Below are 14,478 nucleotides of genomic sequence, written 5' to 3'. Positions count from 1 at the left end.
ACCGGGTCACCGGGTCACCGGCCCCCGGACCGCCTGCCGGCCCGCTCGGTCAGGCGCTCCATACGGATGCGGGCGGACTCCAGTTCCTCGATGTCCTCCGCCGCCGGACCGTCCTCGGCGGCCAGCTCGGTCCACAGGCCGAGCAGTTCGCCGCCCAGACGCAGCCCCTCCTCGGGATCGCGGACGCCCCGCCAGGCGGTGGCCGCGCTGCGGACGTTGCCGTACGCGCCCTCGGCGTCGTCCGCCGCCCGGTGGATACGGGCCAGGTCGAGCGAGAGGGCGAAGGCGCGCTCGGACTCACCGGCCAGATAGGCGATGTACGCCGACAGCTCCCGCACCCGCAGCACCTCGGGGTGCGTCGCGCCCAGCGTGCCGGACGCCTCCGCGACCGTGCGCTCCGCCAGGGCCGCCGCCTCCTCGATCTGCCCGGCGCGCACCGCCTCGTTGACCTGGGCCAGGGGCTCGGCCAGCAGAACGGCACCGCCCCCGCCGGCCAGAGTCCGCGGATCGTCGCCGAGCACGGCCTCGGCCACGGCGTCGAACCCGCGGGCGGGGGTGGGCCTGGGGTCGGGGTCGAGGCCGATGACGGTCTCGGGGTCGATGACGGGGGCGACGGCGGGCCGGGGGACGGAGACCGGCAGCGGCGCGGGCTCCGCGAGTTCGGGTGCGGGGCCCGGCACGACCGCCGGGCGCGTACCGGCGGACGCGGGACGCTCCGGGTCCATCACCGGCGGCGGGCCGAAGCTGCCCGTGGGCGCCACCGCCGTGCCGGGCGGCAGGACCGGGGCCGGTGCCGCATCCGGAGCCGCGTCCGGAGCGGGATACGTGGTCGGCCCCGCCGTCGGATCGACGACCGGGTCCGCTGTCGGACCGGCGGTCAGGTCCGCTGTCGGACCGGCGGTCGGGTCCGCTGTCCGGGTGGGGTCCGGCCGGTCGCCGTCCGGCAGGTCACGCGCGGGGCGCAGCACGAACGTCGGCGACGGCTCCGACGCCCCCTGTGCCCCCTGCGCTTCCCGTGCCTTCTGTGCCCCCTGTGCCTCCGCCGCCCATCGCGGCCCCGAGCGCGGCCCGGATGCCGGGCGCGGCTCCCCCGACGGGCGCGGGAGCCGGCGCAGGACGTGGGTCGGGCCCTCGTCCGGCAGCGGCCGGTCCGTCTCGTGCCGCTCCCGCTGCTCCCCCTGCTGACCCAATTCCCGGTGGCCTGTTTCCGGGGCGCGCTCCAGCGGCGGCGGCGCGGTGCGCAGCGGCTGGGCCGTGAACGTGCTGGAGCCGTCGCCGTGGACCCGGAGCGGGACGACATAGCCGATGCGTTCGTCGGTGACCGTCGCGAGGACGGGACGGCCGGTGGTGAGGGCGATGCGGTGGAGGTGGTTCAGCACGGTCTGCTGGATCTCCTCGCCGGGCGCCGGGTCGAGCCGCACCCCGGCGACCGAGGCCCAGGCACGGGCTCCCCCGCCGCCGCCGTCGCCGGATCCGGCCGTGGGCACGGGCACGTGCACGGCGATCGGTGCCGCCGCGGACGTCGCCGAGCGCGCGGCGCGCTTCTGTTCCCGCTTCTTCTCGCGGCTCAGTCGGTACATCGGCTCCCTCACTCGGATGCGTGCCATCCGGCCCTGCGCGTACTGTCGAGTGTCGCTGCTCGCCTGCGGTTTCCACGTCACCGCGACGTCACAGACTCGCACCAGGAACCGCTGACCTGTGACCGGAGTAACGCGGCGAGCGCCAAGATCGTCGTGGTGACCACGGAGGGAACGGGCATGCGAACAGACATGCAGCAGGGACCGGAGATATGGATCCGCGGACCGGTGTCCGCCGAGCCGCCCGGCACGGCCCCCTCCTATGCCTCACCCCGACGCTACTCCTGGGTGGCGACCCACGGCGGCGCGGGTACGACCACGCTCGCGGCGGTCTACGGCGGCCACGACTGCGGACGCGACTGGCCCGCGCCCGGCGCCCCGCGCTCCGTGCTGCTCGTCGCCCGCACCCACGCGGCCGGCCTCGACGCCGTGGTACGGGCGCTGGAGGCGTTCCGCGGGGGCGGGGCACCGGCCGGGCTCGACCTGGACTCCGTGGTGCTCGTCGCGGACGCGCCCGGCCGGCTGCCGCGCCCGCTCGCGCAGCGGCTTGAGCCGATCGAGTCCGTCGTCGATGTGCACCGCGTGCCGTGGGTACCGGCCTGGCGGCTTGGCGACCTCAGCGGTCCGCCGCCGCGCGAGGCGGAGCCGCTGGCCCGGCTCACCGGCACGGCACGAGCCGCCCGCTGACCTCCGCTCGGGCAGCCAGCCGCAGCCACGGACAGCCGCCGGGTCAGGCGGTGATGTCCTTCGTCGTGAACCGGGCCCACGCCGCCGAGCCGAACACCGCCACGTACAGCGCCTGGAGCTCCAGGTTCTTCACCAGGTCGTCCCAGTAGACCGGCTGGCGCATGAGATCGGCGAAGGACAGCCAGTAGTGCGGGAAGAGGTACGGCTGCACCGCGTGCAGCTGCGGTATCTGGTCGACGATCTGCACGGTGATCAGCAGGCCGACGGTCGTCGCCATCGCCGCGACACCGCTGCTGGTCAGGGTGGAGACGAACAGGCCGAGGGCGGCGACACCGGTCAGGGAGAGGGCGACCGCCACGGCGATGAGCAGGGCCCGGCCCAGTCCCTCGGTGAAGGTGATCTCGGTGCCGGAGATCGTCGTCAGGTCGCCCAGCGGGAAGAGCAGCGCGCCCACGGCGAGCGCGGAGGCGGCGACCACCAGGGTGGCGGCCAGGCAGAAGACCATCACCGTGGCGTACTTGGTGAGCAGCAGGCGGCTGCGTCCGGCGGGGGCGACCAGCAGATAGCGCAGGGTGCCGGAGCCGGACTCGCCCGCGATCGCGTCGCCCGCGACCACCCCCACCGCGAGCGGCAGGAAGAACGGCAGGGTCGCGGCCAGGGCGGTGAAGACCAGGAACAGGCCGTTGTTGGTGATCTGCGCGATGAACGCCGGTCCCTCGCCGCCCCCGCCGGCCACCTGCGAACCGTCGCCCGTCTCGATCCGGACGGCCACCCCGACGAGGACCGGCACGGCGGCCAGCACGCCCAGCAGGGCGAGGGTGCGCCAGCGCCGGAAGGTGACCGCCAGCTCGTTGCGCAGCAGCCCGAGCGACCACAGCGGGTTCGGCCGGGCCGGTGCGTCCGCCCCGGGTGCGGCCAGGTCCGCCGCTTCAGCCCGCGACATCGAATCCCTCCCCGGTGAGTGCCACGAACGCGTCCTCCAGGGAGGCCCGTTCGACGCCGAATCCGCGGACGCGCACGCCCGCCGTCACCAGGGCCGCGTTCACCTCGGCGAGGTCGGCCGCCGGTGGTTCGCCGGTCACCCGGCCGTCGGTGACGGCGAGGTCGCCGATGCCCTGCTCCTTCAGGACCCGGGCCGCGTCCGCCGTGTCCGGGGTGGTGACCACCAGCCGGCCGCGCGCCCCGGCGGCCAGCTCGGCGACCGCGCCCTGGGCGATCAGTCTGCCGTGGGCCATGACCGCCGCGTGGGTGCACACCTGCTCGATCTCGTCGAGCAGGTGTGAGGAGAGGAAGACGGTCGTGCCGTCGGAGGCCAGCTCCCGCACGAGGGAGCGGATCTCCCGCATGCCCTGCGGGTCAAGGCCGTTGGTCGGCTCGTCCAGGACGAGCAGCCTGCGCGGCCGCAGCAGCGCGGCGGCGAGGCCGAGGCGCTGCTTCATCCCGAGGGAGTAGGCGCGGGCCTTCTTGCCGGACGCGGCCGTCAGGCCCACCCGGTCCAGTGCCGCCTCGACGCGGGCGCGCCGGGTGCGCGGGGCGGCGGTCGGGTCGGCCGCGTCCTGGCGCAGCAGGTTGTCCCGCCCGGAGAGGAACCCGTACAGGGCGGGCCCCTCGATCAGCGCTCCCACCTGCGGGAGCACGGTGCGCGCCGACCGGGGCATGGGCCTGTCCAGGACGTGCGCCGTGCCGGAGGTGGGTTCGATGAGGCCCATCAGCATGCGGATGGTGGTGGTCTTCCCGGAGCCGTTGGGACCGAGGAAGCCGAAGACGCTGCCCGCCGGGACGGCCAGGTCGAGGCCGTCGACGGCGAGCTGCCCGCCGCGGTAGCGCTTGGTGAGCGCGCGGGTGCGGATGACATGGCCGTCGTCCGCGCCAGCGGCACCGCCGTCCCCCCCGGGCGCGGACGCGGCCGTGGCCGCGCCCGGCCGCTCGGCGGACACCTCGTCCATCGGCTTCCCCCGATCCGTCGTGCTGTCGTGCCGTCGTCCTGTCGTGCTGTCTTCCTGTCGTGCCGGACGCGGCTACTTCGCGGCGTCGGCCGCCTTCACCAGCGCGTCCTTGGTGACGGCGCCGACGTAGACCTTGCCGTCGTCCGTGATCAGCGCGTTGACCAGGCGGGTGGAGAAGACCGTGCCCTTGCCGAAGGAGCCGCTCACGTGGTCGCCGAGTGAGCCCAGGAAGCCGCCCAGGTCGCCGCCCGCGGCGGAGCCGGCGTCGGTCGGGAGGCCGCCCTTGCCGCCGGTGTCGAAGGTGGCGACGGAGTTCCAGCCTTCGCCGATGACCTTCGGGCCGTCCTTGTCGAGGCCCTTGCCCTGCGTGACGTCCTTCCCCGGGGTGAGGCCCTTGTGCGGGGCGCCCGGCGGAAGGGCGTGCTCGCCCGCCTTGCCGTCCTTCTCCTCGGTGACCTTGGCGCCCTTGGGCGGGGTGAAGTCGAAGGTGGAGGCGGCCGGCCGGTCGAAGCTGACCTGGGTGAAGCCCGCGTCCACGACGGCGGCGCCGCCGCTCGCCGGGGTGAGGGTGAACTTGAGCGGCAGCCCGGTGGCGGAGTCCACCGCGATGCTGATCGCACCGACCGTGGTGCCCGAGGCGTGCCGGGGCTTGATCACCAGCTTGTAGGCGTCCCGCCCGGCGACCTGGGCGGTGCCGTCGACCGTCACCGAGGTGGTGTCGTCGGCCGCCTTCAGGGCCTCGTCGGCGAAGTCCTTGGGCGTGGCCGGGAGGTGGTCCTTGCCCTCGCTCCGGTCCTTGGCGCCGTCCTGGGGCGCGGTGGAGTGGTAGACCTCGTTGGACTTGCTGTCGTAGCCCCAGACGTCCTTGCCGTTGTGGACGAGGCTGTACTCGGCGGCGCTCTCGACGAGCGAGACCTTCTGCCGGTCCGGGCCGTCGGCCGCGACGCGCAGCGTGTGCGTGCCGGAGGCCAGCTCGGTCAGCTTGGAGCTGGGGTCGGCGGACGAGCCGTCGCCGCCGCCCAGGGCGCCGGAGGCGAGGCTGCTCTCCAGACCGCCGAGGTTCGGCAGCCCGAGATCGGTGGTGATCTTGACGGTGCCGGACAGGCGCTCGACGTCCGACTTGGCGATCTTCTCGATGAGTTGCTGTGCGGTGATCTTCGGCAGGTCGGGGTCACCGGAGTCGGCGAGTGCCGGGACGAGCCCGATGGTCGCCGCCGCCACCCCCACCACCGCGACCGGGACGCCGTAGCGGGCGGCCTTGCGGCGCGCCGAGGCGCGGTCGCCGGCCTCCGGGGTGTCCCTGGTGTCGTCGGATTCGTACGGTGCCATGTGTGCCTTACCTCCGTCGTCGGCGGCGGCTGCCCGTGTGCACTGCTCCCACCCCAAGCCGCCATTCTCACCCGAATCGGTGAGGAGTGGTGTGGTCCGTGCTTCCATCTGACCAAATCGGCCGCGACGAAGCGTCAGACCGCGGAGCCAACTCCGTGTACGCCTGCGGTATGACACACGAGGGCGGCTTCTCCACCACCCCGTAGGGGTCGGGGTGGAGAAGCCGGCCGGGACCCCCTCCGGGACCGGGTCCGGCCGGGTGGAGAGGCGGGACCGGGGGTGGAGAGACCCGGCGGGAAGAGGCACCACAGGAAGAGGCCCCTCAGGCCGCCCGGAAGCGCACAGGAAGAGGCCCGGAAGGAAGAGGCGGAAGAGGCGGGGAAGGCAAGGAAGAAGCGGGGAGGGCAAGGAAGAGGCAGGGGGGGCCAGGGCCGGGCCCGGGGATGCGGGGAGACCGGCCCTAGAAGCTAGCCGACCCGGTGCACCACCGCGTCGCACAGCTGGAGCAGGGCCACCTTGGCGCCGCACTCCTTCAGCGGGGCCAGCGCGGCCCGCGCCTCCTCGGCGTAGCGGACGCTGTCCCGCCGGGCCTGTTCGAGCGCGGGGTGGGCGCGCAGCGCGGCCAGCGCCTCGGCGTGCCGGGCGTCGTCGCTGAGGTCGGAGGCGAGCAGTTCGCACAGGGCGATGTCCTCGGCGAGACCCAGCCGGGCGGCGCGCTCGCGCAGCCGCAGCACCGGCAGCGTGGCGACGCCCTCGCGCAGGTCGGTGCCGGGGGTCTTGCCGGACTCCTGGGAGTCGGAGGCGATGTCGAGCACGTCGTCCGCGAGCTGGAAGGCGACACCGAGCCGCTCCCCGTACTGCGTCAGCACGTCCACGACCCGCTCGTCGGCGCCGGACATCATCGCGCCGAACCGGCACGCGACGGCCACCAGCGAACCGGTCTTTCCGCCCAGCACGTCCAGGTAGTGGTCGACCGGGTCCCTGCCGTCCTGCGGTCCGGCGGTCTCCAGGATCTGCCCGGTGACGAGCCGTTCGAACGCGAGCGCCTGGACCCGGACGGCCTCCGGGCCGAGGTCCGCGAGGATCTGGGAGGCGCGGGCGAAGAGGAAGTCTCCGGTGAGGACCGCGACCGCGTTGCCCCAGCGGGTGTTGGCGCTGGCCACCCCGCGCCGCACGGCGGCCTCGTCCATCACGTCGTCGTGGTAGAGCGTGGCCAGGTGGGTCAGCTCCACGACCACGGCCGAGGGCACGATCCCCGGCGCGTCGGGGTCGCCGAACTGGGCCGCCAGCATCACGACCAGCGGCCGGAACCGCTTGCCGCCCGCCTTCACGAGGTGCTGGGCGGCCTCCGTGATGAACGGGACCTCGCTCTTGGTGGCTTCGAGCAGCCCTTCCTCGACAGCCGCCAATCCGGCCTGGACATCGGCTTCGAGAGCCTGGTCCCGCACGCTCAGCCCGAACGGCCCGACGACGGTCACGAGGGGTCTCCTGTCTGCTGGTGTCTGCTGGCGCTTACACGGTTTGTCGATAGGTCGCTGCCATCACTCAAGTCAGCGTATCCGGTCACGTTTCGATCACCGATAGCGCCCACCGATACAGGCCAGGTGGTATCGGATCACGACCGATATGTTTTCGATCACCACATATGAACAGATATTTATCGACTTGCTCTTTCCCGTTCCTCCCCAGCCTCCCCCCTCCCCTCCTCTCACCCGTCCCGCCGCGCCCACTCTCCTTCCACACGCCCACCCGTGCCCACGTACGTACGAACAAGGCCAGGGCCTCACCGATCGTGACGGCCGTCACTTCCAGCCCTACGAGTCCGATTTACCCTTATTAGCATTTCAATTCCCCTTGGGGGCAAATGCTCCTGGCCGGATTATTCCGTGAGCTGCATCACGTGCACCGCCGCCCCGCGCCACGGCCCGCCGACCCCCCGCTCCCCGCCCCCCGCAAGCGAGTTGACCCTTGGCAATCGCAAAGGATCAAGCGGCCAAAATGCCCTGGATCAAGGTCAACTAGGACGATGTATGCATCAGGTACTTGTTCGGGACATGTGCTCTCGCATACGTTCCGGGCCAGTCGAGCGGACGCCGAATCCTGCCAGCGCTCGATGACCACCCACCGACAGCTCATGGCAGGAGCGGGGGACCCAGGTAAGTCGCCGGGCCGGAGCGCCGTACGTCCTACGTCGTACGCCGCGCCGGAACGGCTCGGGGTGAAGCCGTGCTCTGAGGAGCCGGCCGGGCACCTCCCCGCCCGAACCCGACAGCTCACCTCGCAGGCGACGGAGAGGAAATCCCCATGTCTGCACGTCGTCCCAGCCGCTCCCGCGCCGCTCGTCTCGTCCGCACCCTCGCCGTCTCCGGCACCGGTGCCGCGATCCTCGCCCTGCCGCTGATCGGGGCGTCCGGCGCCTCCGCGGCCACCCCGACCGCCGCCACCGCCACCACGGCGAGCACGGTCGCCTACCCGAACAACCTGGACGGCTGGATCCGCGAGTCGCTCGCCGTCATGGCCCAGAAGGGCATCCCCGGCACGTACAACGGCATCCACCGCAATGTGATGCGCGAGTCGTCCGGCAACCCGCTGGCCATCAACAACTGGGACTCCAACGCCGCCGCGGGCATCCCCTCCAAGGGCCTGCTCCAGGTCATCCAGCCGACCTTCAACGCCTACCACGTGGCCGGCACGTCGTTCGACATCTACGACCCGGTCGCCAACATCACGGCCGCGTGCAACTACGCCGCCGCGCGCTACGGCTCCATCGACAACGTCAACAGCGCGTACTGACGGGCAGCCGCGTGCCGGCCGGCACGCGGAGGGCTCAGACGAACAGACGATCGAGGACGACGGCGACGCCGTCGTCCTCGTTCGACGTGGTGACCTCGTCGGCGACCGCCTTCAGCTCCGGGTGGGCGCCGGCCATCGCCACCCCGCGGGCCGCCCACCGGAACATGGGGATGTCGTTCGGCATGTCGCCGAAGGCGAGGGCGTCCCCGGGGCCGAGTCCCAGCCGCGCCGCGGCCAGCGCGAGACCGGTCGCCTTGGTGATGCCGCAGGGCTGGAGCTCGACGGTCCCCGGGCCCGACATGGTCACCGAGGCGAGCGGACCGACCGCGTCGCGGGCCGCCGCCGCGAGTTCGTCGTCGGACAGCCGGGGATGGCGCAGCAGCACCTTGCTGATGGGCGCGCGCCACAGTTCCTCGCGCCGCCCGACCCGCTCGGCGGGCAGCGTCGGGTGCGCCATGCGGTACTCCGGCTCGATGAGCGTGAGGCCGTCCACGCCGTCCTGGTCGACCGCCGCGTACACCTCCCCCACCTCCGCCTCGATCTTGCCGAGCGCGGTCTCGGCCGTCTCCCGGTCGAGCGTGACCGACCACAGCATGCGGTCGGCCCCGGCGTCGTAGAGCTGGGCGCCCTGGCCGCACACCGCGAGCCCGGTGCCGCCGAGGGACCTCAGCAGCGGGCGGACCCGCGGCGCCGGGCGTCCGGTGACGACGAGGTGCCGGGCACCGGCCGCCGCCGCCCGGCCGAGCGCGGCGCGGGTCCGCCCGGACACGGAGTCGTCGCCGCGCAGCAGCGTGCCGTCCAGGTCGGTGGCGATGAGGGCGTACGCGGGGGCAGCGGGTGCGGGCATGATCAGAGAATACGGATCCGCCAGGCGAGTGACGGGCGGAAACCGGACGACGTCCCTCCGCCGTGTCGCCGGGAGACTCCTCGGACACTGCCCAAGACAGCTGCCTCCCCCGTAACGTGTGGCGCGACCACATGAACGTGTGGCCAGACACCCATGTCCCCCATGGAACACCGGCACACGAAAGAGAGGCAGTACCCGATGCCCCCCTTCGAGGTCCCCGAGGGCGACCCCTTCGGTCCGCACAACCTTCCCTACGGTGTCTTCTCGCGCGCCGGGTCGCAGGAGCGGACCGTGGGCGTCCGGCTCGGCGACCATGTCCTCGACGCGGGTGCGGCGGCGCTGGCGCTCGGTTCCCCGTACGCCGCCCTGCTCGCGCGGCCGACCCTGAACCCGCTGCTCGCCGCGGGCCGCACCGCCTGGTCGGACGTGCGGCGCGCGCTGACGGCGTGGGTGACGGTGCCCGCGCACCAGGAGACCGTGGCCCCCTTCCTGCACCCGCTCTCCTCGGTGACCCTGCACCTGCCCTTCGAGGTCGCGGACTACGTCGACTTCTACGCGTCCGAGAACCACGCGCGCAACGTCGGGCAGATCTTCCGCCCGGACGCCGAGGACTCCCTCACCCCCAACTGGAAGCACCTGCCGATCGGTTACCACGGCCGCTCGGGGACGGTCGTCGTCTCGGGCACGGACGTCGTACGCCCCTCGGGACAGCGCAAGGGCCCCGCCGACCCCGCGCCCGTGTTCGGCCCCTCGGTGCGGCTGGACATCGAGGCCGAGGTCGGCTTCGTGGTCGGGGTGCCCTCGCGGGCCGGGCAGCCGGTGGCGCTGGCGGACTTCCGCGAGCACGTGTTCGGGCTGTGCCTGCTCAACGACTGGTCGGCGCGGGACGTGCAGGCCTGGGAGTACGTCCCCCTCGGCCCGTTCCTCGGCAAGTCCTTCGCCACCTCCGTGTCGGCGTGGATCACCCCGCTGGACGCACTGGAGGACGCGCGGACGGACCCGCCGCACCGCACGCACCCGCTGCTGCCCTACCTGGACGACACCGGCGAGGAGCCCGGCGGCTACGACCTGCGGATCTCCGTCGCGATCAACGGTCATACGGTGTCCGAGCCACCGTTCTCCACGATGTACTGGACAGCCGCGCAGCAGCTCGCCCACATGACGGTCAACGGCGCCTCCCTGCGCACCGGCGACCTGTACGGCTCGGGCACGGTGAGCGGACCGGAGCCCGGCCAGCGCGGCTCGCTCCTGGAACTCACCTGGAACGGTCGCGAACCGCTCGAACTCCCGGACGGCAAGCGCGCGTTCCTGGAGGACGGGGACGTGGTGACGCTGACGGCGTGGGCGCCGGGCGCGGACGGGGTCCGGGTCGGCCTGGGCGAGGTGACCGGGCGGATCGTGGCGGGCTGAGGGGGCCGGACCTTCCGAGGAGGGCGGGGGGTGCCTCGGAGAGCGGACCGGTTGCCGCCGGACCCTGACTCGTGGCGCCCGTCCCCGTCATACTGGCGGTAACGACACGCACCACCCCGCGGCACCGCCGCACAGAACTGCCGTACGGGGCCGCCGTACGGCACGTTCCGCGGCCACAGCACCACCACGGCACCACCGCACGGCACGACCCACCGTACGACCCCACTCCGCCCACCTCCGATCAGGATCCGGAGCCCGTGGCATGACCGTCTGCCTGCTCCTGCTGACCGCCGTCGCGCTGACGGCCGCCGTACCGGTCCCCCGCGCGCTGACGCGGGCGGAGTGGCCCGAGCGGGATCCCGTGGTCGCACTGTGGGTCTGGCAGTGCCTGGTGGCCACCGTGCTGCTGTGCTGTCTGGCCGCGCTGGTCCTGGGCACCGCGGCCGTCTTCCACACCGTCCGCGACCGGGTGTTCGCGCCCGCGCCGCCCGCCGTGACCGCCGCGTACGACCTGTCGGTGGCGCCCGCGTGGGCCGCGGTCCTCACCCTGCTGCTGGCCTGCGGGGCCGCCTGGACCACCGCGATGCTCGGCCGCGAGGTCGCCGAGGCGCGCAGGCGCCGCGGGCTGGCCCGCGCGCACCTGCGCGAACGCGCCCCCGACCTGCCCGAGGGCCTGCCCGTGGCCCGCGGTCCGATGCTGGTGCTGGAGGACGAGTACCCCGACGCCTGGTGGATGCCCGGACACCCGCCCCAGCTCATCGTCACCACGGGCGCGCTGCGGCGGCTGACGGGCCACCAGCTCGACGCCGTGCTCGCCCATGAACGCGGGCACGCCCGCGCCCACCACGACTGGCTGCTGCACCTGTCGACCGCGCTGGCGACCGGCTTCCCGCACGTCCCGCTCTTCGCGCACTTCTGCGACCAGACGCACCGCCTGGTCGAACTGTCCGCCGACGACACCGCCTCGCGCCGCCACGGCCATCTGACCACGGCCCTCGCCCTGATCGAACTCAACCAGCACCGCGGGGTCCTCTCCTGCTCCTCCAGCCACCGCCTGCTGGGCGAGCGCGTGGACCGCCTCCTGGAGCCCCCGCCCCGGCTGGACCGCCGGCGCAGGGCGCTGACCACCACGGTGGCGGCGCTGGTGCCCCTGCTGCCGCTGCTGATCACGTTCGCCCCCGGGTTGACGGCGCTCGGCTGACGGCGATCGGCTGACGGCGCTCAGGTGACGGGCCTTGGCCGACGACGATCGCCGGCTGTGCCTGGCCGGGTCCGGCGGACGGCCGCCTCGGTGCGGATCGAGGCCGTGCGCGCCCTGGTCTCGGTCGACGCCGCCGAGGCGGTGGCCGGTGCGGCGGGCGATCCGTCCCGTGAGGTGCGGGTCGCGGTGGCCAAGGCGCTGGGCGGGCGCGGCGGCGGTCACCGCACCGTGGCCGCGCTGGACCGGCTGACCGGGGACGCGGACGTGCTGGTGCGCGGTGCGGCGTTCGCCGCGGTGGCCGCCGCCGGGGAGCCGCCCGGCTTCGCCGCGCGTGCCGTGGCGGCGCTGGGTGACGCGGCCTGGCAGGTCCGGGCGGGCGCGGCGACCGCGCTGTCCGCAGCGGACGCCGGGACCGCCGTGCCCGCCCTGGCCGGGGCCCTCGGCGACCCCAACGGGGACGTCCGCAAGGCCGCGGTCCTGGCGCTGGCCCGGCACACCGCGTCGGCCTCGGCCCGAGCCGCCCTGGCCACAGCCACCGCCGACCCGGACGCGGATGTCAGGGCGTATGCGTCACGGGCGCTGTGACCCGCTGGACGAGACCCCGGGCCGAGGCACCGCCGGTCCGGCCCCGGCCGGCCGGCCCCGCCGGTTCCGCCCGGCCGGCTATATCCAGTCGTCCTCCGGTTCCGGCTCCGGACCGAAGTCCGGCTCGGGCTCGATGTCGGAGGCGGGGCCGGGTGCGGAGGCGGCGCGGTCGCCGGACGGGGCCGACAGCGACTTCAGCACGCCGATGACGCCCTCCCCGTAGGTCGCGAGCTTCTTCTCGCCGACCCCGCCGACCGTGCCGAGCCGCGCCACCGAGTCCGGCCAGAGCGTGACGATCTCGCGGAGGGTGGCGTCGTGGAAGATGACGTACGCGGGAACGCCCTGCTCGCGGGCCTGCTCGGCGCGCCAGGCGCGCAGCGCCTCGAAGGCGGGGAGCAGGTCCGCGGGCAGCTCCGCCACGGCGGCCTTGCCCTTGCCCCGCCCGGAGGACGAGGACGACGCGGAGCGCGCGGTGGCCGGCCGCTTCGGCTCCTTGCGCAGTGGCACCTTCCGGTCGGCGCGCAGCACCTCCCCGCTGGCCTCGGTCAGCACCAGCGTGCCGTACTCGCCCTCGACCGCGAGCAGTCCCTGCGCCAGCAGCTGGCGCACGACCCCGCGCCACTCGCCCTCGGCCAGCTCCGTGCCGATGCCGAAGACGGAGAGCTGGTCGTGGTCGAACTGGATCACCTTGCCGGTGCGCTTGCCCAGCAGGATGTCGATGATCTGCACGGCGCCGAACTTCTGCCCCCGCTCGCGCTGGAGCCGGACCACCGTGGAGAGCACCTTCTGGGCGGCGACCGTGCCGTCCCAGGTCTCGGGCGGGGTCAGACAGGTGTCGCAGTTGCCGCAGCCGCTCGCGTCGGGGTCCTGGCCGAAGTAGGCGAGGAGCTGTCCGCGGCGGCAGCCGGCCGTCTCGCACAGGGCGAGCATCGAGTCCAGGTGGGCGGCGGCGCGGCGGCGGAAGGACTCGTCGCCCTCGCCGGACTGGATCATCTTGCGCTGCTGGATGACGTCGTTCAGGCCGTAGGCCATCCAGGCGGTGGAGGGCAGGCCGTCGCGGCCGGCGCGGCCGGTCTCCTGGTAGTAGCCCTCGACGGACTTGGGCAGGTCGAGGTGGGCGACGAAGCGGACGTCCGGCTTGTCGATGCCCATGCCGAAGGCGATGGTCGCGACCACGACGAGGCCGTCCTCGCGCAGGAAGCGGGCCTGGTGCGTGGCGCGGGTGCCCGCGTCGAGGCCCGCGTGGTAGGGCACCGCGCGGACGCCGTTGGCCGACAGGAACTCGGCGGTCTTCTCCACGGAGTTGCGCGAGAGGCAGTACACGATGCCCGCGTCGCCCTCGTGCTCCGCGCGCAGGAAGGCCAGAAGCTGCTTCTTGGGGTCGGCCTTGGGCACGATCCGGTACTGGATGTTGGGCCGGTCGAAGCTGGCCTCGAAGTGCCGGGCCCGCGGCATGTCCAGCCGCTGGGTGATCTCCTGGTGCGTGGCCCGGGTGGCGGTCGCCGTGAGCGCGATCCGGGGCACGTCGGGCCAGCGCTCGCCCAGCAGGGACAGCGACAGGTAGTCGGGGCGGAAGTCGTGGCCCCACTGGGAGACGCAGTGGGCCTCGTCGATGGCGAAGACGGAGATCTTGCCGCGGGAGAGCAGGTCGAGCGTGGCGTCCAGGCGCAGCCGCTCCGGTGCCAGGTAGAGCAGGTCCAGCTCGCCGGTGAGGAACTCCGCCTCGACCGTGCGGCGCTCGTCGAAGTCCTGCGTGGAGTTGATGAAACCGGCGCGCACGCCGAGGGCGCGCAGGGCGTCCACCTGGTCCTGCATCAGCGCGATCAGCGGGGAGACCACTATGCCCGTGCCGGGCCTGACCAGGGCGGGGATCTGGTAGCACAGCGACTTGCCGCCGCCGGTGGGCATGAGCACGACGGCGTCGCCGCCGGTGATCACATGCTCGATGACCGCTTCCTGCTCGCCCCGGAACGCCTCGTACCCGAAGACCCGGCGCAGCGTGGCCAGCGCCTCGCTGTCCGTCACTGCCATGTCGGTGACACCGCCTGTCCCACCCATCGTCTCGTCCCCCGCCCGTCGTCCCTCGACCACTGCTTCCACGAT

The 14,478-nt window shown here is 73.5% G+C and carries 11 protein-coding genes, 1 pseudogene and 1 riboswitch; of the genes and pseudogenes, 5 read left to right on the top strand and 7 right to left on the bottom strand.

Going from position 1 to position 14,478, the window contains the following annotated elements:
* Positions 1 to 14: 14 nt before the first annotated feature.
* The gene (locus tag A8713_RS18315; RefSeq protein ID WP_064534548.1) at positions 15 to 1,580 is read right to left on the bottom strand and encodes a hypothetical protein; all 1,566 of its coding nucleotides are present in this window, start codon (positions 1,578 to 1,580) and stop codon (positions 15 to 17) included.
* Between the two features lie 177 nt (positions 1,581 to 1,757).
* Here A8713_RS18315 and A8713_RS18310 point away from each other — a divergent pair, with 177 nt between their 5' ends.
* Positions 1,758 to 2,264, top strand: coding sequence for a DUF6668 family protein (locus A8713_RS18310; protein ID WP_064534547.1), 507 nt, complete (start codon positions 1,758 to 1,760; stop codon positions 2,262 to 2,264).
* 43 nt (positions 2,265 to 2,307) lie between these two features.
* Here the strand turns inward: A8713_RS18310 and A8713_RS18305 are convergent, their stop codons facing one another.
* From A8713_RS18305 to A8713_RS18290, 4 genes are all read right to left on the bottom strand, one after another.
* Positions 2,308 to 3,207 carry an ABC transporter permease gene (locus A8713_RS18305; protein WP_064534546.1) on the bottom strand — a complete coding sequence of 300 codons (900 nt, stop codon included), beginning with the start codon at positions 3,205 to 3,207 and terminating at the stop codon, positions 2,308 to 2,310.
* Entirely contained in the window at positions 3,194 to 4,210 is a 1,017-nt protein-coding gene (locus A8713_RS18300) for an ABC transporter ATP-binding protein (protein WP_064534545.1), read from the bottom strand. Before A8713_RS18300 ends, A8713_RS18305 begins: the two co-directional genes overlap by 14 nt.
* A 72-nt stretch (positions 4,211 to 4,282) precedes the next feature.
* Entirely contained in the window at positions 4,283 to 5,539 is a 1,257-nt protein-coding gene (locus A8713_RS18295) for a LolA family protein (protein WP_064534544.1), read from the bottom strand.
* 467 nt (positions 5,540 to 6,006) lie between these two features.
* A complete protein-coding gene (locus A8713_RS18290) occupies positions 6,007 to 7,017 on the bottom strand; it encodes a polyprenyl synthetase family protein (RefSeq protein ID WP_064534543.1) in 1,011 nt (336 codons plus the stop codon).
* Between the two features lie 634 nt (positions 7,018 to 7,651).
* Positions 7,652 to 7,841, top strand: a riboswitch (cyclic di-AMP (ydaO/yuaA leader).
* A 2-nt stretch (positions 7,842 to 7,843) separates the two neighbouring features.
* On the opposite strand from A8713_RS18290, the gene A8713_RS18285 reads away from it, so the two are divergent.
* Complete coding sequence (locus tag A8713_RS18285) at positions 7,844 to 8,332, top strand: transglycosylase SLT domain-containing protein (RefSeq protein ID WP_018568292.1); 489 nt, start codon at positions 7,844 to 7,846, stop codon at positions 8,330 to 8,332.
* Between the two features lie 34 nt (positions 8,333 to 8,366).
* Here the strand turns inward: A8713_RS18285 and A8713_RS18280 are convergent, their stop codons facing one another.
* A complete protein-coding gene (locus A8713_RS18280) occupies positions 8,367 to 9,179 on the bottom strand; it encodes an HAD-IIB family hydrolase (protein ID WP_064534542.1) in 813 nt (270 codons plus the stop codon).
* 198 nt (positions 9,180 to 9,377) lie between these two features.
* Between A8713_RS18280 and fahA the strand changes: the two genes are divergently transcribed.
* From fahA to A8713_RS18265, 3 genes and pseudogenes are all read left to right on the top strand, one after another.
* Positions 9,378 to 10,589: a fumarylacetoacetase gene (fahA, locus tag A8713_RS18275; RefSeq protein ID WP_064534541.1), complete on the top strand. Its 1,212-nt coding sequence runs from the start codon at positions 9,378 to 9,380 to the stop codon at positions 10,587 to 10,589.
* A 262-nt stretch (positions 10,590 to 10,851) separates the two neighbouring features.
* Positions 10,852 to 11,430, top strand: a pseudogene (locus A8713_RS34955) (M48 family metalloprotease); the annotation flags it as partial.
* A 417-nt stretch (positions 11,431 to 11,847) separates the two neighbouring features.
* Complete coding sequence (locus A8713_RS18265) at positions 11,848 to 12,375, top strand: HEAT repeat domain-containing protein (protein WP_335743759.1); 528 nt, start codon at positions 11,848 to 11,850, stop codon at positions 12,373 to 12,375.
* 78 nt (positions 12,376 to 12,453) lie between these two features.
* Here the strand turns inward: A8713_RS18265 and recQ are convergent, their stop codons facing one another.
* Positions 12,454 to 14,433, bottom strand: a complete 1,980-nt coding sequence (gene recQ, locus A8713_RS18260) for a DNA helicase RecQ (RefSeq protein ID WP_064534538.1) — start codon at positions 14,431 to 14,433, stop codon at positions 12,454 to 12,456.
* Between the last annotated feature and the right edge of the window lie 45 nt (positions 14,434 to 14,478).

The organism is Streptomyces sp. SAT1 (assembly GCF_001654495.1).
Classification (GTDB): domain Bacteria; phylum Actinomycetota; class Actinomycetes; order Streptomycetales; family Streptomycetaceae; genus Streptomyces; species Streptomyces andamanensis.
Note: the sequence above shows the minus strand (reverse complement) of the source record. Positions and strands in the feature narration are given on the sequence as shown.